Origin of the sequence: Nocardioides sp. Root682 (assembly GCF_001427795.1) — a bacterium.
Lineage (GTDB): Bacteria > Actinomycetota > Actinomycetes > Propionibacteriales > Nocardioidaceae > Nocardioides.
In genome coordinates this window covers 47,723-68,415 of sequence record NZ_LMHJ01000005.1, presented here as the reverse complement: position 1 = coordinate 68,415, position 20,693 = coordinate 47,723, and the positions used below count along the sequence as shown (strand labels likewise).

The 20,693-nt window shown below is 68.2% G+C and carries 20 protein-coding genes; 14 read left to right on the top strand and 6 right to left on the bottom strand.

Features of this window, described 5'->3' with window-relative positions:
- Genes ASD84_RS23085 through ASD84_RS23070 form a run of 4 tightly spaced genes read right to left on the bottom strand, consistent with a single transcriptional unit; the run spans position 1 to position 3,430 of the window.
- Positions 1-879 carry an SDR family oxidoreductase gene (locus tag ASD84_RS23085; protein ID WP_056716347.1) on the bottom strand — a complete coding sequence of 293 codons (879 nt, stop codon included), beginning with the start codon at positions 877-879 and terminating at the stop codon, positions 1-3.
- A 4-nt stretch (positions 880-883) separates the two neighbouring features.
- Positions 884-1,750 (bottom strand): MaoC/PaaZ C-terminal domain-containing protein, encoded by an 867-nt coding sequence (locus ASD84_RS23080; protein ID WP_056716344.1) that lies wholly within the window; start codon positions 1,748-1,750, stop codon positions 884-886.
- 1 nt (position 1,751) lies between these two features.
- Entirely contained in the window at positions 1,752-2,183 is a 432-nt protein-coding gene (locus ASD84_RS23075) for an SRPBCC family protein (protein ID WP_056716341.1), read from the bottom strand.
- A 26-nt stretch (positions 2,184-2,209) separates the two neighbouring features.
- Complete coding sequence (locus ASD84_RS23070) at positions 2,210-3,430, bottom strand: lipid-transfer protein (RefSeq protein ID WP_056716338.1); 1,221 nt, start codon at positions 3,428-3,430, stop codon at positions 2,210-2,212.
- Between the two features lie 204 nt (positions 3,431-3,634).
- Here ASD84_RS23070 and ASD84_RS23065 point away from each other — a divergent pair, with 204 nt between their 5' ends.
- The 4 genes from ASD84_RS23065 to ASD84_RS26060 are packed head-to-tail and all read left to right on the top strand — an operon-like array spanning position 3,635 to position 7,984.
- Positions 3,635-4,450, top strand: coding sequence for an alpha/beta fold hydrolase (locus tag ASD84_RS23065; protein WP_056716336.1), 816 nt, complete (start codon positions 3,635-3,637; stop codon positions 4,448-4,450).
- A gap of 8 nt (positions 4,451-4,458) precedes the next feature.
- On the top strand, positions 4,459-6,231 hold the full coding sequence (locus ASD84_RS23060) for an AMP-dependent synthetase/ligase (RefSeq protein ID WP_056716333.1): 1,773 nt from the start codon (positions 4,459-4,461) through the stop codon (positions 6,229-6,231).
- Positions 6,228-7,343, top strand: a complete 1,116-nt coding sequence (locus ASD84_RS23055) for a CaiB/BaiF CoA transferase family protein (protein WP_056716331.1) — start codon at positions 6,228-6,230, stop codon at positions 7,341-7,343. Before ASD84_RS23060 ends, ASD84_RS23055 begins: the two co-directional genes overlap by 4 nt.
- A gap of 20 nt (positions 7,344-7,363) precedes the next feature.
- Complete coding sequence (locus tag ASD84_RS26060) at positions 7,364-7,984, top strand: TetR/AcrR family transcriptional regulator (RefSeq protein ID WP_056716328.1); 621 nt, start codon at positions 7,364-7,366, stop codon at positions 7,982-7,984.
- Positions 7,985-7,992: 8 nt separating this feature from the next.
- Here the strand turns inward: ASD84_RS26060 and ASD84_RS23045 are convergent, their stop codons facing one another.
- Positions 7,993-9,012 (bottom strand): AraC family transcriptional regulator, encoded by a 1,020-nt coding sequence (locus ASD84_RS23045; RefSeq protein WP_056716326.1) that lies wholly within the window; start codon positions 9,010-9,012, stop codon positions 7,993-7,995.
- Between the two features lie 92 nt (positions 9,013-9,104).
- Between ASD84_RS23045 and ASD84_RS23040 the strand changes: the two genes are divergently transcribed.
- From ASD84_RS23040 to ASD84_RS23025, 4 genes are read left to right on the top strand one after another with little or no spacing between them, the layout of a single operon-like run.
- Positions 9,105-10,616, top strand: coding sequence for a flavin-containing monooxygenase (locus ASD84_RS23040; protein ID WP_056716323.1), 1,512 nt, complete (start codon positions 9,105-9,107; stop codon positions 10,614-10,616).
- Positions 10,613-11,500, top strand: coding sequence for an SDR family NAD(P)-dependent oxidoreductase (locus tag ASD84_RS23035; RefSeq protein WP_056716320.1), 888 nt, complete (start codon positions 10,613-10,615; stop codon positions 11,498-11,500). The genes ASD84_RS23040 and ASD84_RS23035 overlap by 4 nt, the downstream gene beginning before the upstream one ends.
- Positions 11,497-13,011: an aldehyde dehydrogenase family protein gene (locus ASD84_RS23030; protein ID WP_056716318.1), complete on the top strand. Its 1,515-nt coding sequence runs from the start codon at positions 11,497-11,499 to the stop codon at positions 13,009-13,011. The genes ASD84_RS23035 and ASD84_RS23030 overlap by 4 nt, the downstream gene beginning before the upstream one ends.
- Entirely contained in the window at positions 13,008-13,796 is a 789-nt protein-coding gene (locus ASD84_RS23025; protein ID WP_056716315.1) for an alpha/beta fold hydrolase, read from the top strand. The genes ASD84_RS23030 and ASD84_RS23025 overlap by 4 nt, the downstream gene beginning before the upstream one ends.
- Positions 13,797-13,813: 17 nt before the next feature.
- On the opposite strand, the gene ASD84_RS23020 is transcribed toward ASD84_RS23025, so the two are convergent.
- Complete coding sequence (locus tag ASD84_RS23020; RefSeq protein ID WP_056716312.1) at positions 13,814-15,184, bottom strand: discoidin domain-containing protein; 1,371 nt, start codon at positions 15,182-15,184, stop codon at positions 13,814-13,816.
- A 156-nt stretch (positions 15,185-15,340) separates the two neighbouring features.
- On the opposite strand from ASD84_RS23020, the gene ASD84_RS23015 reads away from it, so the two are divergent.
- The 6 genes from ASD84_RS23015 to ASD84_RS22990 all read left to right on the top strand — a co-directional run bounded on the left by ASD84_RS23015 (position 15,341) and on the right by ASD84_RS22990 (position 20,555).
- Entirely contained in the window at positions 15,341-16,351 is a 1,011-nt protein-coding gene (locus ASD84_RS23015) for an AraC family transcriptional regulator (protein ID WP_156392259.1), read from the top strand.
- Positions 16,352-16,476: 125 nt separating this feature from the next.
- On the top strand, positions 16,477-17,658 hold the full coding sequence (locus tag ASD84_RS23010) for a lipid-transfer protein (RefSeq protein ID WP_056716307.1): 1,182 nt from the start codon (positions 16,477-16,479) through the stop codon (positions 17,656-17,658).
- A gap of 3 nt (positions 17,659-17,661) precedes the next feature.
- A complete protein-coding gene (locus ASD84_RS23005; protein ID WP_056716305.1) occupies positions 17,662-18,120 on the top strand; it encodes a MaoC family dehydratase N-terminal domain-containing protein in 459 nt (152 codons plus the stop codon).
- The gene (locus ASD84_RS23000; protein WP_056716302.1) at positions 18,117-18,515 is read left to right on the top strand and encodes a MaoC/PaaZ C-terminal domain-containing protein; all 399 of its coding nucleotides are present in this window, start codon (positions 18,117-18,119) and stop codon (positions 18,513-18,515) included. The genes ASD84_RS23005 and ASD84_RS23000 overlap by 4 nt, the downstream gene beginning before the upstream one ends.
- A 12-nt stretch (positions 18,516-18,527) precedes the next feature.
- Positions 18,528-19,355, top strand: a complete 828-nt coding sequence (locus ASD84_RS22995; protein ID WP_056716300.1) for an SDR family NAD(P)-dependent oxidoreductase — start codon at positions 18,528-18,530, stop codon at positions 19,353-19,355.
- Positions 19,356-19,376: 21 nt separating this feature from the next.
- Positions 19,377-20,555, top strand: coding sequence for a TetR/AcrR family transcriptional regulator (locus ASD84_RS22990; RefSeq protein WP_056716297.1), 1,179 nt, complete (start codon positions 19,377-19,379; stop codon positions 20,553-20,555).
- Positions 20,556-20,693 lie beyond the last annotated feature (138 nt).

The following is a 20,693-nucleotide window of genomic DNA, read 5'->3' as shown; positions in this document are numbered from 1 at the left end:
TCACGCCCACTCGTCGAGGCGGCCGCGCACGTCGTCGATCGTCCACGCGTCGTCGGTCTCGGTCGTCTTGGTGACCGTCCAGCCGGCGAGCTCCTGGATGCTGCCGCCCTGCACGGCGTAGACCTGCCCGGTCTGCGGGCAGTCCGCACCGGCGAGGTAGGCGACCAGCGGTGAGATGTTCGCGGGGTGGAACGGGTCCACCACGCCTTCCTCGATGGTTGAGCGCATGATGTCGCCGAAGCCGGGCGTGGCCTCGGTGAGCCGGGTGCGAGCCACCGGTGCGATCGCGTTGACCCGGACGCCGTACCGCTCCAGCTCGTCGGCCGCGACCAGCGTCAGCGCCGCAATGGCCGCCTTCGCCGCTCCGTAGTTGGACTGGCCGGCGTTGGGCAGCGTGATGCCGGAGCCCGACGCGGTGTTGATGACCGACGCCAGCGGTTGCCGGCCGCCCTTGCTCTCGGCCTTCCAGTACTCGGCGGCGTGACGCAGCACCGAGAAGTGACCCTTCAGGTGCACCTGGATGACCGAGTCCCACTGGGACTCCTCCATCGTCGGGATGAACCCGTCGCGCAGGATGCCGGCGTTGTTGACGACGACGTCGAGACGACCGAACTCCGCGACCGCCTGGTCAATGAGGCCCTTGGCGCCGTCCCAGCTGGCCACGTTGTCGGTGTTGGCGACGGCCTTGCCGCCGGCGGCCTCGATCTCGTCGACGACCTGCTGGGCCGGACCAGCGTCCGCACCACCGCCCTCGTTGCTGCCGCCGAGGTCGTTGACCACGACGAAGGCACCCTCGCGGGCGAACAGGAGCGCGTGCTCGCGGCCGATGCCGCGGCCTGCTCCGGTGATGACGGCAACCCGTCCATCCAGTGATCCCATGGTTCTACTCCTTGTTGTCGAACTCGGCGAGGCCGTCGGTGAGTACGACGTCGTCGCCGACGCTGGTTTCGAAGGCGTACGACGTGACGCCGTCCGCGGTGCCGGTCTCCCACATGCGCGTGGTCAGGTCGTCGCCGGGGCGGACCATCTTCGAGAAGCGCACCGCGAGCCGGCGAAGGCGTGTGGTGTCGGACTCGCCGACCTCGCTCAGCACGGCCCACGAAGCGAACGCCATCGTGCACAGGCCGTGGGCGATGATCCCCGGAAGGCCACTGTCCAGGGCCACCTGCTCGTCGAGGTGGATCGGCATCGGGTCGCCGGACGCCGGTGAGTAACGGAACGTCTGGTCGTCATCGACGTGCCCACCAATCGATGCGGCGGGCTCCTTGTCGCGCAGGGCCGCGTCGAACTTGTGCGCGGGCGTGAGGTCACCGACCGCTTCCCCGGCATCGATGCCGCGGAAGAAGACGGTCGCGAACTGCTCGTTGACGAGCTCGCCCTCCTCGTTGCGGCACTCCAGGTGAATCGCGGCGCGAGTCCCGTTGGGCAATCCCTCGTAGCCGGTCATCCGGGCACGCGAGACCAACACGTCGCCCGGTCGGATCGCCCGGTGGAAGTGGAAGTCCTGCTCACCGTGCACCGCGAGCCCGAAGTAGCGCGTCGGGACCACGTCCAGGACGGGCGCGAGCATCGACTCGAAGACGGGGACGATCGCGAAGACCGGGCTGGCCACCTCGCCTGCACGGTGGGCTGCGATCGGGTCGTTGGTGGCTTCGGCGTACGCCGCGATCCGCTCGGCAGTGACCTCGAAGGTCTCGGGATCGGTCCAGACGCCAAGGCCGGCGTCATCGAACTCGACGCTGTCAGCCATCTCAGGCCGCCGCCGCGACGAGCTTCTCGAGGCTGTCGGACAGGTTCTGGTTGGCGTCCTTCTCGACGGCCTTGCCGAGCGCACCGACGATGAGCGAGCCCTGGAACTCGGCGTCGATCGAGACCTTGGTGCTCTCGCCGTTCGGCTCGAGCGTGAAGGCGAAGCTGCTCGTCACACCGGCCATGCCGACGCCGTTGATCGCGAGCTCGCGGCCGGCGTCGACCTTCGTGACGGTCCACTCCAGCTTGTTGGCCATGCCGAGCATGACGACCTTCTCGACGAGCTTGGCGCCCTCGGTCAGGGTGGCCGGCGGCTCCTCGAGCCAGCCGGCGTGGATGGTCAGCCATGCTTCCCACGTCTGCGGGTCGGAGATGGCGGCCCAGAGCTTGTCCGAGGCGACGGGCAGGTCCTGCGTGACGGTGATGTGTCCCATGAGGTGCTCCTAAGTGAGATGGGTGGTCAGCGGTTGGCGCGCTGGTAGATGGAGACCACGGCGGAACCGCCGAGGCCGATGTTGTGCTGGAGAGCGGCGGTGACGTTGTCGACCTGGCGCTTGTCCGCGGTCCCGCGCAGCTGCCAAGTGAGCTCGGCACACTGCGCCAGGCCGGTGGCGCCGAGCGGGTGCCCCTTCGAGATCAGGCCACCGGAGGGATTCACGACCCAGCGACCGCCGTAGGTCGTGTCGTCGTTGTCGACGAGCTTTCCGGCTTCGCCCTCGCCGCAAAGGCCGAGCGCTTCGTAGAGCAGGAATTCGTTGGCAGAGAAGCAGTCGTGCAGCTCGATCACCTGGATGTCATCGGCGCCGAGGCCGGCCTGCTCGTAGGCCTGCTTGGCGGCCTGGACGTTCATGTCGTAGCCGATGATGTTCTTCACGGTGCCGTCGAAGGTCGAGGCGAAGTCAGTGGTGAGCGCCTGGCCCACGATCTCGACGGCCTGGTCGGCCAACCCGTGCTTGTCGACGTACTCCTCGCTGGCGAGCACCGCGGCGCCGGACCCGTCGGAGGTCGGCGAGCACTGCAGCTTGGTCAGCGGGTCGTAGATCATCGGGGCGTCCAGGATCTCCTGGAGCGAGTACTCGGTCTGGAACTGCGCGTAGGGGTTGTTCACCGAGTGCTTGTGGTTCTTGTAGCCGATCTTGGCGAAGTGCTCAGCGGTGGAGCCGTACTTCTCCATGTGCTCGCGGCCGGCGGCACCGAACATCCACGGGGCGGGCGGGAAGCGGACCTCGGAGATCTCCGCGAGCGCCTGCATGTGGTTGCCCATCGGCTGCTCGCGGTCGTTGAAGGTGGTGCCGAGCGAGCCCGGCTGCATCTTCTCGAAGCCGAGGGCGAGGGTCACATCCGACTGCCCGTAGCGGATCGCCTGGGCAGCCAGGTAGAGCGCGCTCGAGCCGGTCGAGCAGTTGCTGTTGACGTTGAAGATCGGGATGCCCGTGAGGCCGAGTTCGTACGCCGCCCGGTGACCGGCGGTCGACTCGCCGTAGACGTAGCCGACGAAAGCCTGCTCGATCTGGCTGTAATCGACGCCGGCGTCCTCAAGGGCGCGCGTCCCCGACTCCTTGGCCATCTGCGGGTAGTCCCAGGCCTCGCGACGCCCGGGCTTCTCGAACTTGGTCATGCCGACGCCGACGACGTAGACCTTCTTCGTCGCCTTGCCGCCGGTCTTGCCGATGGAACTCATCTTGGTTCTCCGTTCTGGGGAGTGGGGTGGGGAAAGACTGCATCCTCTACTTACATACCGTCAAGCACGTATGTTAAGTAGTGATGCAGGTCACACGGATGGACTCCCGCGATTTCCGACGGCCTTGCCGATCCTGTCGCCGGACCATTAACATTCCGTCCGGCATGTATGTAACGCTTAGATGACCAAGTGAGGGGACCAACCGTGGCGGACTACGACCACTGGATCGGCGGCACCGGAGAGCCCCTGCTTCTCCTGCACCCCTCCGTGTCCTCCTGGCACATCTGGAAGCCGGTCCTGCCGGCGCTTAGCGCCCACCACCGGGTCTTCGCACCGACCCTTCCCGGTCATGTCGGCGGTCCGCCCTGCCCCGGTCCTCTCGACCTGGGCGTCCTGGCCGATGCCGTCGAACGTCAGCTCGACGTGATGGGGATCGCGACGACGCACGTCGCCGGGAACTCTCTCGGCGCACTCGTCGCCGTCGAACTCGGGCGCCGCGGACGAGCCACGAGTGTCACCGCCTTCAGCCCTCCCGGGGCCTGGCGTGGCTCGTCAACCGCGCTGTTTCTGGCCGCCAAGCTCGGATGCGGTCTGAGTGCGATGCAGTTGCCGCTACCGACGGCCGTGCTCGAGCGCTACCGTCCCGCGCGCCGGATCGGCCTGTTGCCCGTGATGCAGCGCGGGGACCTTCTTTCTTCCGAGGACTTCGTCCGTCTCGCTCGCGCACGGCGAGCGAACAGCCGGTTCGTGCTACGCCTGATGGCCGGCGTGCTCCGGTCAGGAGACCTCGCCCCAGTCCTCGAATGCCCCGGCACGCCGGTCACGATCGCGTGGGGCGATCGTGACCGGGTGCTGCCGTTGTCGCGGTTTGGCCACGCGGCGCGCGACCTGCTCGTCGATGCCCGCTTCTCCCCGCTCCCAGGAGCGGGTCACGTCCCCATGCACGACGAACCCCAACTCGTCATCGACACGATCCTGTCCACCACCATGCCGGCCGCCGTGGCCGACACAGCGAGCTGAGGTACCCGATGAACACCACCCTGTGCGCTCTCTTCCAGGAGACCGCCGCTGCACGCCCGGACAAGGTCGCCCTCCGGACGCTCGATGGCTCGTCGACCCTCACCTGGGCCGAGTACGGCGCCCGCGTGCGCCGGGTGGCGGCCGGACTGGCCGCGCTCGGCGTGGGCCGCGGCGACACCGTCGGGCTGATGCTGGTCAACCGACCGGAGTTCCACGTGGTCGACGCCGCAGCGCTGCACGTGGGCGCGACGCCGTTCTCCGGCTACAACACGAACACCGTCGACATGATCCGCCACCTGCTCGACAACGCCGGCAACCGCGTCGTCGTGTGTGAGGAGCAGTTCCTCAACCGGATCCTGGAGGCGATTCCCAGCTCCAAGGTGGAGCACGTGATCTGTGTCGATGGGGCTCCGGAAGGGACGATGTCGCTGAGCGCTCTCGAGGAGCTTGGCGCCAGCGACGAGGACTTCGACTTCGATGCCACGTGGCGGGCGGTCGAGCCGGACGACGTCGCGACACTGATCTACACCTCGGGCACCACGGGCCCCCCGAAGGGCGTCGAGCTGACCCACGCCAACCTCCGGTACTCCCTCGACGCAGCCAGGCAGCTGATGCCGCAGTCCGAGGACACCCGCCTGATCTCCTACCTGCCCGACGCCCACGCGCTCAACCGCTACCTGGCGCACTACTTCCCGATGGCGTCCGGAGCCGAGGTGACCACGGTTGCCAACTCCAAGGAGCTGCTGGAAGCACTCACCACCGTGCGCCCCACGATCTTCGTGAGCGTCCCGATGCTCTGGTACAAGCTCAAGGCCTCCATCGACACCGGACTCGCGTCCCAGAGTGGTCCTCGCAAGGTGCTCGCCGAGTGGGCGCTGGCGCGTGGGCAACGCGCAGCCCGGGCCCAGCTGGCCCATCGGCGCCTCTCCCCCCTCCACGCGTTGCAGTACGCCGTGGCGCGGCGGCTGGTCCTCGACAAGGTCGCCGCCAAGCTCGGACTGGACCGGTGCACCTTCGCCGTCACCGGCGCCGCACCGATCGCGCCCGAGGCGATGGAGTTCGTCCTCTCCCTCGGGATCCCGCTCTGCGAGGCCTGGGGGATGTCCGAGCTGACCGCCGTGGCGACCTTGAACCGACACGACAACATTCGCCTGGGCACGGTTGGCCAGGTGCTCGACGGTCAGGAGATCAAGGTGGCCGACGACGGAGAACTGCTCGTCAGGGGGCCCAACGTCATGAAGGGCTATCGAGGCGAGCCCGCCAGGACCGCCGAAGCCGTGATCGATGGCTGGATGCACACCGGCGACGTCGGGACGATCGACGAGGACGGCTTCGTGCGGATCATTGATCGCAAGAAGGAGCTCATCATCAACTCGGCTGGCAAGAACATGTCGCCGAGCCACATCGAGAACACCGTCAAGATGGCCTGCCCGCTGCTCGGGTCGGTCGTCGCGATCGGTGACGACCGGCCTTTCGTGGCGGCCCTGCTGACGCTGGACGCGGAGGCGGTTGAAGCCTTCACGACCAGCCAGGGCCTGACGGTGGACGGTATCGCCGAGATGGCCGAACACCCCGCCGTCCTCGAGGCGGTCGCTGCGGGCATCGCCGCAGCCAACGACAAGCTGGCCCGGGTCGAACAGGTCCGCGAGTACGTCGTGCTTCCGGTCGTGTGGGAACCCGCTGGAGACGAGCTGACGCCGACCATGAAGCTGCGGCGCAAGCCCATCCACAAGAAGTACGCCGACGCCATCGACACGATGTACGCCGAGGCGACCCGGTGAACCGTGGCGGCCCCCTCGCTGGCATCCGGGTGGTGGAGCTGATCGGACTGGCACCTGGCCCGTTCGGAGCGATGCTGCTCGCCGACCTCGGTGCCGACGTGGTGCGGATCGATCGGCCACAGGGCGCAATCACGGCCCCCTCGGGCCCACTCGACCGCGGCAAGCGCAAGGTCGAACTGGATGTGAAGGACGCCGACGACCTCCAGACCCTGCTGGCCCTCGTCCGTTCCGCCGACGTACTCATCGATCCCTACCGGCCGGGCGTGACGGAGCGGCTCGGCCTTGGCCCCGAGGCGTTGCTGAGCGCGAACCCGCGACTCGTGTACGCGCGGATCACGGGCTGGGGGCAGGACGGACCGCTCGCTCCCCGGGCCGGGCACGACATCAACTACCTCGCGCTCGCCGGTGCGCTCTCGATGGTCGGACGTGCCGAGTCACCGCCGGTGCCGCCGGCAGCGCTCCTCGGCGACATGGCAGGTGGTGGACTGCTGATGGCATTCGGGATCCTCGCCGCTCTGGTGGAACGACAGGCCTCCGGCCGCGGCCAGGTCGTCGACGCCGCGATCGTCGACGGCGTCTCACTGCTCACCTCGCTGTTCCACGGCCTGCACCACGACGGCACCTGGGGCGACGAGCGCGGCTCGAACCTGCTGGACGGTGGCTCGATCTACGACACGTTCGAGACCTCCGACGGCAAGTACGTCGCCGTGGGAGCGCTCGAACCCCAGTTCTTCGCGATCCTCGAGGCGATCCTCGAGATCGAGGTCGACGACGACTTCCCTGCCTACATCGATCCGCGGGGGTGGCCACGCTGGCGAGCCCTGCTGGCCGACAAGTTCAAGGAACGGACCCGCGCTGAGTGGGCCGCTGCCTTCGAGGACACCGATGCGTGCGTCACTCCGGTCCTGACTCCCTGGGAGGCACCGACGCACCGACACCACCGCGCCCGGGAATCCTTCGTCGAGGTCGACGGCCTCGCGCAACCGGCGCCCGCGCCCCGGTTCGACCGTACGCCGTGCGGGACGCCGCATGGGTTGGAACCCGTCGCCGCCACGCAGGTGCTGGCGTCCTGGGCAGACGACCCGATGGCCCACAATGGACCCGCAGCCTGACGCAGACGAAGGAGACGTTCATGGCCGAAGCAATTGCGACCCGGCAGCGTCGGAAGCAGACCGAGCGCACGGCCGCCACCCGGACGGCGCTGCTGGACGCGACCATCGCCAGCCTCGTCGAGACCGGATATGCCAGCGTCACGACAGCCGAGATCGCCCAACGGGCGGGTGTCACGCGCGGCGCACAGGCCCACCACTTCGGCAACAAGGCCGAACTGGTCACCGCGGCGGTCCGTCACCTGGCCAGCCGCCTCGTGACCGACTTCGCCCGGGAGCACAGGGAGGCGCTGAGCGGAAGTCGCGCGATCGAGCGGATGCTCGACCAGATGTGGGACCTGCACCGGAGCGAGCTCTTCGCCGCTGCCATCGAACTGTGGAACGCTGCCCGTACCGACCCTGAGCTGCGCGTACCGCTGAAGGGTCTCGAGGCAGACGTCATGGAAGCCATCGGCCGAACAGCCACGCTGCTCCACCCGTGGGTCAGTGAAGGTCACGACGCCACCAAGCTGCTCAGCACCACGATGTCGACGATGCGCGGCCTGGCGATGCTCACCTTCGTCCAGGACGACGTGACCCGGGAGTGGCGGGCCGCGCGCCAGCACCTCCTGGAGCTCTGGCTCTCTCGGTCAGCCGACAGCTAGAGCCCAGGTCATCGACCTGCACGAACAGCGCGTGCGTACTGACCTGGCGTGATCCCTCGCCAGCGCCGGTAGGCGTGCGTCAATGATGAGGCAGTGGCGTATCCGAGGCGGTGGGCCACGTCCTCGACGGCCAGGCCCGCACCAAGGAGCTCTTCAGCGAGAAGGCAGTTCACCTCGCCGGCCAGCTCTCGGAACGAGGTGCCCTCGTCGGCGAGCTGTCGCTGCAGCGTCCGGACGCTGACGCCGACCTCACGGGCGACATCGTCCTGGTCGGTGATCTCGGCACGGCGCACGAGGAGGTCGCGCACCTGGCCTGCCAGGCCCAGCCGGGCGTGCCGCCGTTGCAGGACCTCGGCGCACTGTCGCTCACACAGGAGTGCAGTCTGCGGGTTCGACTGCGGCAGTGGGAGGTCGAGGACCTCGCCCGCGAGCACGAGGCTGGTCCGATCGGCATCGAAGATCGGGGTTGCCGCGCAGAGTTGTTCGAAACGGTCACCGTAGCCGCGGTCGGACGAGGCGAGATGCAACTCCTTCACGGGGAGGTTCACCCCGAGCAGGTCCCGTGCGATCGTGACGATGGCCGCCAGGTCACGTTCCATGAGGAAGTCCCGGACTTCGGCGGGAGTCTCGGAGTCGTCCAGGATCAGGTGGACGTTGCCGTCGACGTCGTCGAGTCGAAAGTCGGCAAACGAGAACGACAGCTCGGAGTACCGGACGCCGACCTCCAGAGCACGGCGGGCCGTCGGGCTGCTGATCACTGCCCAGCCCCACACACCGTGGGTGGACGCGTGGTAGCGAGTGCCCGCGGCCAGACCGAGGGCACGGACGTGCCCCAGCCGTGCGACGAGCTCCTGGACCAGGATCAGCTCCTGGCCGGCCTTGATCTCGCCCTCCGGATCGGCGAGGTGATCCAGCTCGATTCCCGTGTGCGCCAGCAGCGGCCCGGCAGGAACGCCGTACTCCCCCGCGAGCTCCACGAGGATCGCTGCGCTGGCGGTGGACCGAGGCAGGCTCCACCGATCGCGCACCTCTGGATCATTCCAGACAGCTGGCGCAAAAGAGCAAGTTTGCGGCGGGAAGTCGTTTAGTGAGGGCCCCCGATCGAAGGGAGCCTTGAAGCATGACCAAACGACCTTCGGTGGCCATCGTCGGCAGCGGCTTCAGCGGCCTGGCTGCGGCCATTGGCCTCAAGCAAGCCGGCTACACCGACTTCACGATCTTCGAACGCACCACCGGGGTGGGCGGGGTGTGGCGGCACAACACCTATCCGGGCGCCGCCTGCGATGTGGCGTCGTCGCTCTACTCCTTCTCGTTCGAACCGAACCCGAGCTGGTCGCGGCCGTTCGCGCCGCAGCCGGAGATCCGTGCCTACCTCGAGCACTGTGTCGAGAAGTACGGGCTGACCGAGCACCTCCGCTTCGAGACCGAGATCGCCAGCGCGGTCTTCGACGAGGAGTCGGGGTCGTGGCTCCTGACCGACACCGACGGCGGCACCTACGACGCGGACGTGTTCGTGCCGGCGTGTGGCCAGCTGACCCGCCCGTCCGTGCCCGACCTGACAGGTCTGGAGAGCTTCACCGGCAACGTTTTCCACTCGGCGGAGTGGGACCACGACGTCGACCTGACCGGCAAGCGGGTGGCCGTCATCGGCAGCGGCGCCAGCGCCGTACAGCTCGTGCCCGAGGTGGCCAAGGTGGCTGGCGAGCTGACGGTCTTCCAGCGCAGCGCGGAGTACCTCATTCCCAAGCCCGACTACGGGCACCGGGCTGCCGAGCACTGGGCCTACCGCAAGGTCCCGGGCGTGCTGAAGTCCTTCCGCGGCGCCTGGTGGGCGGTCGGTGAGGCAGTGAACCCGGCCCTCGTCGGCAACTGGAGCAACCGGGCGCGCGAGGCCTACCTGGCGCCGATCCTGCTGGCGACCAAGGCGCAACTGCGACTGCAGGTCAAGGATCCAGAACTCCGCCGCAAGCTGACCCCGGACTACACGATCGGCTGCAAACGCATCCTGCTGTCGTCGAGCTACTACCCCGCCGTGGCTCAGGACCACGTCGACGTGGTCCGGGACGGCATCACCGAGGTGACGCCCGGCGGCATCGTCACCGCCGACGGCGTCAAGCACGAGGTCGACGTGATCATCTTCGCGACAGGCTTCCAGGCCAAGAACTTCGTGACGCCGATGACCGTGTCAGGGCTGGGTGGCGTCGACCTGAACACCCAGTGGGCCGACGGTCCCGCGGCGTACCTGGGAATGGCGATCAGCTCGTTCCCCAACATGTTCCTGATGTACGGCCCCAACACCAACTTCGGTGGCGGCTCCGTCGTCTACATCCTGGAGAGCCAGGCCCGCTACATCGTCGACGCGGTCCGCAAGCTCGACCGCACCGGTGCCACCTACCTCGACGTCAAGCATGACGTCTACGACGCCTTCAGCGAAGAGGTGCAGGGCCGGTTGTCGAACTCGGTGTGGGCCAAGGGCGGCTGTACGAGCTGGTACGTCAACAGCAACGGTCGTGTCACCAACAACTGGCCCGGGCTGATGAGCGAGTACCGCCGCCGCACCAAGCAGGTTGAGCTCACCGACTACGTCGTGGTCGGCCAGTCCCGGAACATGAACGAGAAGGAAGCATCATGAAGCGCATTGCGATCACCGGCGGCGCCCAGGGCATCGGCGCCGCGACCGCCCGCGAGTTCGCCTCGAAGGGGCATGAGGTCGTCATCGGCGACATCGACGCCACGCTGGTTGCCGAGACCGCAGCCGCCATCGCGTCGGACACCGGCGCGAAGGTCGTCGGACTCCCCCTGGACGTGACCGATGCAGCGGCATTCGCCACCTTCCTCGACGAGGTGGAGGCCGAGCTCGGCGGCCTGGACGTCCTCGTCAACAACGCGGGCATCATGCCGACCGGGCCCTTCCTCGAAGAGACCGAGGGTGTCTCCGACCGGCAGATCGACATCAACGTCCGGGCGGTCGTCATCGGCTCCAAGCTCGCTGGACGGCGGTTCGCCGAGCGCGGACACGGCCAGATCGTGAACGTGGCGTCGGCCGCCGGGCTCGTCGCGGCTCCTGGGGTGGCCGTCTACTGCGCCACCAAGTTCGCCGTCGTGGGGCTCGGTGACGCGCTCGACCAGGAGCTCTCTCCGCTCGGGGTGACGGTGACGACGATCTGCCCCGGGTACGTCAACACCCAGCTGATCGCCGGCGTCAAGCAGCCGTGGCTGGTCCGCAAGATCGCCTTCGTGGAGCCCGAAGCCATCTCGAACGCGATCGTGGCATCGGTCGAGAAGAACCACGGGGGCCTGCGACTGGTGCCCTTCCGTGCCAACGCGATGGTGGCGCCGATGCGACTTCTCCCGGCCGCATTGCGCCACCTCGTGGCGCACGCCACGGGCGTCCATGACGCAGGGGTCAACACCGACGAATCCGCCCGCCAGGCCTACCGTGACCGCACCGAGCACCTCGACCTCGCCACCACGCGGAGCCGACAGACAGCGACGAAGAAGCAGTCGAAAGGATGAGCACCCCCACCGCGAGCCGGTCCAGGTCGAAGCTCAACGTCGACATACGCAACGTCGTCGCCGAGCTTCGCGCCGCCCAACCCGCCTGGGAGGAGCTGGGGGTCGAGGGCCGGGTGAGGGTCGTCCAGCGCTATCGCGACTGGTTGCTCGACCATTCCGACGAACTGTCGGCGCTCGTGCAGCAGGACACCGGGAAGCCGGCCGCCGAGGCACCCCTGGAGGTGATGCTCGCCGTCGACATGGCCAACTACTACACCGCCAAAGCATCGACATTCCTCACCCCGAGGCGCCCACGACCCCACGGGCTGCTCACGGCGACCAAGGCCCTGGAGGTCGAGTACAAGCCCTGTCCCGTGGTCGGCGTGATCTCCCCGTGGAACTATCCCCTCGCCCTGTCCCTGTTCGACGCGATCCCCGCTCTCCTGGCCGGCGCGACGGTGGCGGTGAAGCCGTCCGAGGTCACCGAGTCCGCAGTGCAAGCGGCCGTGGCCGGCTGGTCCGCGATCGGCGCGCCACCGGTGTTCCGTGTCGTCCTGGGTGCCGGTGACGTGGGAAGTGCCGTTGTCGACGAGGTCGACTTCGTCCAGTTCACGGGGTCCGAGCGCACCGGCAGGATCGTGGCACAGCAGGCGGCAGGCAGGCTGATCCCGTTCAGCCTCGAATTGGGCGGCAAGGACCCGGCCATCGTCCTCGCTGATGCCGACCTTGATCACGCCGCCGCAGGCATCGCCTTCGGCGCCCTGTCCAACACGGGACAGATGTGCACCTCCGTCGAAAGGGTGTACGTCGAGGAGGCCGTTCATGACGTGTTCGTCGACAAGCTGGTCGCCGTGGTCGAGAGCCTGCGTCAGAACGCGGACCCGGGCTTCGACACCGAGCTCGGCCCGATGATCGTGCCGGCACAGGCCGACATCGTCGAGCAGCACGTCCAGGACGCGCTGGACAAGGGTGCCCGGCTGCGCACCGGGGGCCAGCGGGTGCTGGGCGGGCGCTTCTTCCAGCCGACGGTGCTCACCCACGTCGATCACACCATGGACGTGATGACCGACGAGACCTTCGGCCCGGTCATCCCGGTCATGTCCGTCAGGGACGCCGACGAGGCGGTCCGGCTCGCCAACGACTCACGCTACGGCCTGTCAGCCAGCGTGTGGACTGCTGACAAGGGCCGCGGCAAGGACCTCGCCCGTCGGCTGGAGGTCGGCGCGGTCGACGTCAACGACGTGCAGGCACACCTCGCCTGCTTCCCGGTCCCCCAGGCCGGTTGGAAGAACTCGGGCATCGGCGCGCGTCTCGGCGGCGAGTACGCCGTACTCAAGTACTGCCGTCCACGAGCCGTGGTCAGCAACCGGGTCGAGCTCTCGCTGATCCAGGCGATGGCGTGGTACCCGTACTCGGCCACCAAGTCCAGGGCCGTCACCGCGATCTTCCAGGCGGTCGCTGGCCGAGACATCCGCCGCAAGCTGCAGGGCATCTCGAGCATGGTGCCGCGGCGCGGCCACGCCGACCAGTGACGACGTCCTACGACCGAACGGGCAGCGGCTCACCCGTCGTACTGGTCCACGGCATCGGCAGCCGGCGACAAGTCTTCGAACCGATCGTCGACCGGCTCGCCGCCGACCATGAAGTGGTGAGCATCGACCTGCCCGGTTTCGGGCGCAGCAAGCTGCCGGCCGGCCTCACCCCCGACCCGGTCGGATACGCGACCTGGCTACGGGACTTCACCACAGACCTGGGCCTCACCCGCCCACACGTCGTCGGCAACTCACTCGGCGGGGCCATCGCCCTGGAGCTCGGGCGCCGGGGCGACGCAGCTGCCGTGACGGCGTTCTCACCGATCGGTTTCTGGGACTCCCCCGGAGAGACGTGGTGCCGAACCCTGGTCGGAGGCGCGCACAGCGTCTTGCAGACCACCTGGCCGGGCGCCTCGGCCGCAACCCGACTCGCCCCGGTCCGGACGCTGGTGATGTCCGCGATGGTCGGCCGTCCATGGCGCATCGATGTCCACGAAGCGCGAGGCGCCCTGGACGCACTCGCCCACGGCCCAGGCTTCCACGACGCGCTCGACGGCTTCAGGAACTACCGCTGGAGCGAGGACTCCGACCTGGGAGACCTCCCCCGGATCCCCGTCACCATCGCCTGGGGCACCCGCGACGTACTCCTCCCGCATCGCACCCAGGCATCAAGAGCCCGGACGACCCTGACGGACGCCACGCACGTGAGCCTCCCCGGCTGCGGACACGTGCCCTTCAGCGACGACCCGGACCTCTGCGCCCGGGTCATCCGCACTTCGACGTGAATCGTCGCGCACCGACCTCAGTGACCGGCGACCGTCATCTCCCACAACGAGTAGTTGCCATAGCCGGAGCCGCGGTACGTCATCTGCACCATGATGAAGCGGGTGCTGACGTCGGCGAGCGGGATGAAGTCATTTCCGCCGTCACCCGACCCGGTGGAGTAGACCGTCCGCCATGCGGCGCCGTCCCACGCCTGGACCGAGTAGTCGTTCGCGTAGGCCTTCTCCCAGCCCAACTGCACGCCAGTGACCGTCTTCGTCGCACCGAGGTCCACATAGATCCAGTTCAGGGCGTGGAAGGAAGCGCTGGACCAGCGCGTGCCATAGCTGCCGTCGACCGCTTTGCTGCCGCCGTACGACGCCGACTGGTTGCTGGAGGTCGTGACCGGCTTGTTCAGTGACAGGTTCGTGTCGCCGTCCAGCCCGATCGCGTAGTCGCGCAGCGGCGGTTCCGCAGGGATCCAGTCGGCGGCAAAGACCAGGTCGATCACGTCACCGATCAGGTCGAGATAGGAGGTCTTCGCGGCTGTGTCGACGCCAGGGAAATAGGTCCGGGAGCAGGCGGTGCCCGAGACGCGCGACCAACTGGCCGGCCCGGCATGGGTCAGGGCATCCATGGTCAGTTCGTAGGCGGCGTTGTCGGCGAGCATGTCGAGGTGGGAGACGAAGCGGCCAGGGCAGAGGTTTCCGACGACGAAGTTGGAGGCGCCGTTCAGCTTCGTCGCGACCCCACCCGGCACGACGAGGTCGGTGTTGCCAGCGCCGATCGTGGTCACCGAGGTGGACACCGCCAGTGGCGTGCGGGTCAGGGCCCTGGTCCAGCTCGAGCCGGGCATGATGTCCCAGGCAATCCCCGGGCAGGAGTGGGTGAAGTCGCAGACGCGTCCGAGGTCGGATCCGTTTACGGGAGCGTCGAGGAACACGGCGTCGTCGACGTAGTCGCCGAGGTCCGGCCAGTACTTCAGCGCCCACGCCGGCAGCAGTCCGCCCTGGCTGTGGCCGACCAAGGAGATCTTGCGCCCGGCCGTGGTGTGCACGGAACGGATCGCGTTGACGACGTACTCGACCGTGGTCTGCATGTCACCGGTGCCGCCGCCCGGCAGCGACACCATGCAGACGGGGTGGCCCTGCGCGCGCAGCACCTTCTGGTAACCCCAGCTCCATGACTGCAACGGGCTCTCGATCGTGCCCGTGATGAGCAGGATCGGTGTCTTCGTCGCGGTGGCGACGTCCGCGGAGCAGGTCAACGCCGAATCGAGGGTGGCAGTGGGCGTCACCAGAGCGGGCCCCGGCAGCGGAGCGGTCTCGGCGGCGACGCCTGGGGCCGTCGTCAAGATCGTCGGGAGCGCGGCCATCAGGGCAAGCACTCGACGTCGGATCGTCGTACTCATGGGGGGTCCTCTCGAACGCGCGGCGTGGGGTGTCCACCCGCTTGCACAGGCTCGCCTCGCGAGATGTCGTTGCGACAGGTGGGAAGCGGCCGGAATGTTGTGCGAATCGGCCAACTGCTTGTACCGGATTAGGCGTGGCCCTACCGTCTGTGACTTGTGAGGCATTGGGAGCTGCCCCGCTCAGCCACTGGCGTACGCCACATGGTCGCGGCCGGGCTGGAGCACGGGATCGATCCGGCTGTGGTGTTGGCCGGCACCGACCTGGTGGCCGCCGATCTCGAGCGACCCGCAGCCCTCGTGGCGACCTGGATGGAGGCCAGAGTCGCTGGCAACCTGGCCGGGTCCGTGGCCGATCCGGCGGCTGTGGGCCTGCGGCTGGGCAGCCGCTTCCACCTCTCGACGTACGGCGTCGCGGGGCTCGCCCTGCTCTCCAGCCCGTCCCTCCAGGCGGCGATGCAGTTCGCGAAGACCTACGCCCCACTGATGCCCGCGCTGTGCCAGATACGTCAATCGCTGCGCTCAGGTCGCGCCACCGTCGAGATCGATGGCAGCCGTCTCATGGACGAGGCTCGCCCCCTGCTCCTGGCTCGCGACCTCAGCGCCACGCTCCTCGCCGTTCGTGAGGTGATCGGGAGCCAGCTTCACCTCACGTCGCTGGACGTCTCCTTCAACGTGACGGATCTGGAGATCTGGCAGTCGACGTTCGGGATTGCCCCTCGACGCGGGGCCTCCCGAACGGCCTACACCTTCGCCTGCCCATGGTCTACCGACCCGCTCCCCCAGTCCGACACTCACGTCTGCGAGTCGGCCACGGCAGAGTGCCACGAACTCCTCTCGGCACGCCGGGCCAGCAACACGGTTGCAAACCGGGTGCTTGACCGGCTCTGGAGCGCCGCTCCTGACCTGCCGGGCATCCGAGAACTGGCGGCGGCGCTGCTCACCACGGAGCGGACGCTGCGCCGCAGACTGGCCGAGGAGGGCACGTCCTTTCGCAAGCTGAGCGACCACGTCCGGTTCAGCATCGCGATCGACCTGCTGGAGTCAGGCGGAGCCAGCGTCCAACAGGTCGCTGGCCACCTCAGGTACGGCGACACGTCAGCATTCACCCACGCCTTCCGGCGGTGGGCGGGCGTGAGTCCCCGAGCCTTCAGGCGCGGGCAGAGTTGAGGGTGGCCGGCCGCCAGGACCCGTAAGTGAATGGTCGCGTGGTTCACAGGTTCCCCGTATTGCGCTCTGCGATCCTCAATGCCTATCGTATGTGAATCATCACTTACATCGTTAGGAGCGAGCGCATGACTTCTCCACGCATCGCCGGAGTCGGGATGGTGCCGTTCAGCACCCCGAGCAAGAGCCAGTCGTACGACGTCATGGGCGAGGCCGCCGCGCGCGCGGCCCTGGCTGACGCCGGGATCGACTACCACCTCGTCCAGCAGGCGTACGTCGGCTACGTGTACGGCGACTCGACCTGCGGCCAGGCGGCCCTCTACGGCCTGGGCCAGACCGGCATCCCGATCGTCAACGTGAACAACAACTGCTCGACCGGGTCTTCGGCACTGTTCCTGGCTCGCCAGGCGGTCGAGAGCGGGATGGCTGACTGCGTCCTCGCTCTCGGCTTCGAGCAGATGCAGCGCGGAGCTCTCGGCAGCGCCTGGAGCGACCGACCGACGCCGTTCGACCGGTTCGACGAGGTCCGTGACCGGATCCAGGGCGTCAGTGAGGCACCGATGGCTGCCCAGTACTTCGGCGGCGCCGGTGCGGCGTACGCCGAGAAATACGGCTTGGCCCACGACACGTTCGCGAAGATCGCGGTGAAGGCACGCACCCACGCCGCCAACAACCCGTTCGCGGTGTTCCGCGACGCCGTGACTGTCGAGGAGGTGCTCGCCTCGCCGCAGATCTACGGTCCGCTGACCCGCCTCCAGTGCTGCCCGCCCACCGGTGGCGCCGCCGCCGCGGTGATCTGCTCCCCCGCCTTCGCGGCCAAGCACGGGATCAAGGCCGATGTCGCGATCAAGGCGCAGGCGATGACCACCGACTTCGCGTCGACCTTCGACACCACGGACATGACCCGGGTCATCGGATACGACATGGCGCAGGCAGCTGCTGACCAGGTCTACGAGCAGTCCGGTGTCGGGCCCGAGGACCTCCGGGTCGTCGAGCTGCACGACTGCTTCACCACCAACGAGCTGCTGACCTACGAGTCGCTGCGGCTCACCCCGGAAGGTACGGCCGAGAAGTTCATCGCCGACGGGGACAACACCTATGGCGGCCGCGTCGTCACCAACCCGTCGGGCGGGCTCCTCTCCAAGGGCCACCCCCTCGGAGCCACTGGCCTCGCCCAGTGCGCCGAGCTCGTCTGGCAGCTCCGCGGTCAGGCGGAGGCGCGACAGGTCGAGGGCGTCAACATCGCCCTGCAGCACAACCTCGGTCTCGGCGGCGCCTGCGTCGTGACCCTCTACGAGAAGGTGGGCTGACCGATGGCTCTCGACACCTCAGTCATCGGCACCGAGATGCCGTCCATCAGCGCGACGATGGAACGCGGCCGGCTGCGCGCCTTCGCCAAGGCCACCGGCCAGAACGAACCGACGTACGTCGACCTCGATGCCGCAACGGCCGCTGGCCACCGCGACCTCCCGGTCCCGCCGTCCTTCCTCTTCGGCATCGAGCTCGAGGCACCCGACCCGTTCGAGTGGCTTGCCGAGCTCGGCGTCGACCTGCGGTTCGTGCTCCATGGCGAGCAGCGCTTCGATTACCACCGCATGGCGTACGCCGGCGAGGAGCTCACCGCCACGTCACGGATCGAGGACGTCTACAGCAAGCGCGGCGGCGCTCTCGACTTCATCGTCAAGAAGACGGCCGTGACCGACACCGACGGTGGTCCCGTCGCCGACCTCACGACCGTGATCGTCGTACGCAACCCGGAGGTGACCGCATGACCGCCACCACGCTCGAGGTCGGCACTGAGCTGCCGGCCCTGCAGCTCCCGCCGATCTCCCGCACCACGCTGGCGCTCTTCGCCGGTGCATCGGGAGACCACAACCCGATCCACGTCGACCTCGACGTAGCGAAGTCCGCCGGGCTGGACGACGTGTTCGCCCACGGCATGCTGTCAATGGCCTACCTCGGCCGCGCGCTGACGGGCTGGTTCCCGCAGCGGCAGGTCCGGTCCTTCGGCGTCCGCTTCGCCGCCATCACCCCGGTGCACGGTCAGCCGACCTGCACCGGCAAGGTCACCTCCGTCGAGGACGGTCTGGCCACGCTCGAGCTCGTCGTCACTCTCGCCGACGGCACCACCACCCTCGTGGGCGACGCCGTCGTCTCACTCGACTGAAGGAACTGAATCATGGGAACTCTTGACGGCAAGGTAGCGATTGTCTCCGGCTCCGGCCGCGGCATCGGGCGCGAGATCGCGCTCAAGCTCGCGTCCGAAGGCGCCAGCGTCGTGGTGAACGACCTCGACGCCGAGCCCGCGAAGGAGACCATCGCAGCGATCGAAGCAGCGGGCGGCAAGGCCACCAGCTGCATCGGCAGCGTCACCGACGACGACTTCGCGGAGCGCTTCGTCGCGACGGCGGTCGACAGCTTCGGCGGCCTCGACATCATCATCAACAACGCCGGCTACACCTGGGACACCGTCATCCAGAAGATGACCGACGAGCAGTGGGACGCCATCCTCGACGTCCACCTCAAGGCGCCCTTCCGGATCCTGCGCGCAGCGCAGCCGGTCATCGCCGCCCAGGTCAAGGCTGCCAAGGAAGCCGGCGAACCGGTCCCCTGCCGCAAGGTCGTCAACATCTCCTCGGTCGCCGGCCTCGGCGGCAACGCCGGTCAGGCCAACTACGCCGCGGCCAAGGCCGGCATCACCGGTCTGACCAAGACGATGGCCAAGGAGTGGGGCCGCTACAACGTCACGGTCAACACCGTCGCATTCGGCCTCATCAAGACGCGCCTCACCGACGCGCCCGCGGGCGACGGCACCATCGACGTCCAGGGCAAGGAGATCAAGGTCGGCGTCAACCCGCAGCTGATCGCCGCCATGGAGACGATGATCCCGCTGGGTCGCGGCGGCACTCCGCAGGAAGCGGCCGGCTCGGTCTACCTGCTGTGCACCCCCGAGTCCGACTACGTCTCGGCCCAGACCCTGGTCTGTGGCGGCGGCTTCATGATCTGAGGAGCACGGTTAACTAGCGTCATGAGCACCGCCAGCCACGACGTACCGGCCCGGGGGACGCGTCCGCGCAACCGTCGGCAACTGATCGTCCAAGCTGCAGCGGAGCTCTTCACCGACCACGGCTTCCCGCATGTCTCCATGGGTGACATCGCGGGAGCCGTGGGGGTCGGCCCCTCGGCCCTCTACCGACACTTCCCGGGCAAGCAGGAGCTGCTCGGGGAGGTCCTCGTCACCCGGATGGCGTCCTTCGCCTCGCGCGTGGCCGACGCAGTCAACGACGACGACCCGCTCCGGGCGCTGGCAGTTGCGACGCTCGAACATCGCGACTTCGGCGTGCTGTGGGAGCGGGAGTCGCGCCATCTCCAAGACTCCGCGCACCGAGCGATCAACCAGGGAGCCCTCGACGTCCTCGGCTCGCTCCACACCATCGTCGACGCCCAACAGCCCGGGCTCGGCCCGCAGGCCGCAGAGTTGCGTTCGTGGACCACCATCGGCGTACTGATGAGCCCGTCGTTCCACCACATCGAACTGCAAGGCAGTGAGCTCGTCGCCCTGCTGGCCGAGATGGTCGGAGCGGCAATGCGCGTTCCTCCCACACCGGATGCGGTCGAGGCAACGACCCACCCGTCCCCTCGCAGCGGGCAGTCCCGTCGTGAGCAGCTCCTCGCCGCCGCCATCCCGCTGTTCGCCGAGCACGGGTACCAGAGCGTCGGCATCGAGGACATCGCCGCCGCCGCAGGACTCACCGGCACCAGCATCTACCGCCACTTCGAGGCCAAGAACGACCTGCTGGTTGCGGCCATGACACGTGGCGCCGAATGGCTCCGCCTCGACCTCAGCCGCGCCCTGGCTCGCACCACCACGCCGGAGGCAGCCCTCAACGAGCTCGCCGCGTCGTACGTCGGTCTGGTGATCGACCAGCCCGGGCTGATCAGCGTGCTGCTGAGCGAGACCGCCCACCTCCCGGACAGCGACCGGACCCGCATCCTCAAGGAGCAGCGCGGCTACATCGCCGAGTGGACCCACCTCATGGCTCTCGTGCATCCGGGCCAGTCGCCCGACGTCGCGCGGGTCCGGGTGCAGGCCGCTCTCTCCATCGCCAACACGTGCGCCCGCAACGCCCGGCTCCGAGCCCTGCCCGGCCTCGCAGGAGAGCTTCAGGCAGCCGTTGGTGCCGCCCTCGCGCTGGCGCAAGTCTGACGACCCGCTGGGCACGGTCGACCGACGACGTCCTCCGGTCCGTGTCCGTCGCGGCACTGGGGCTGTCGTCGTTGGTGAACTCCGCGGTGACGAGAGCAGTCCTGACCGGCACCCGACAGACGGTCCGAATTGGATCGC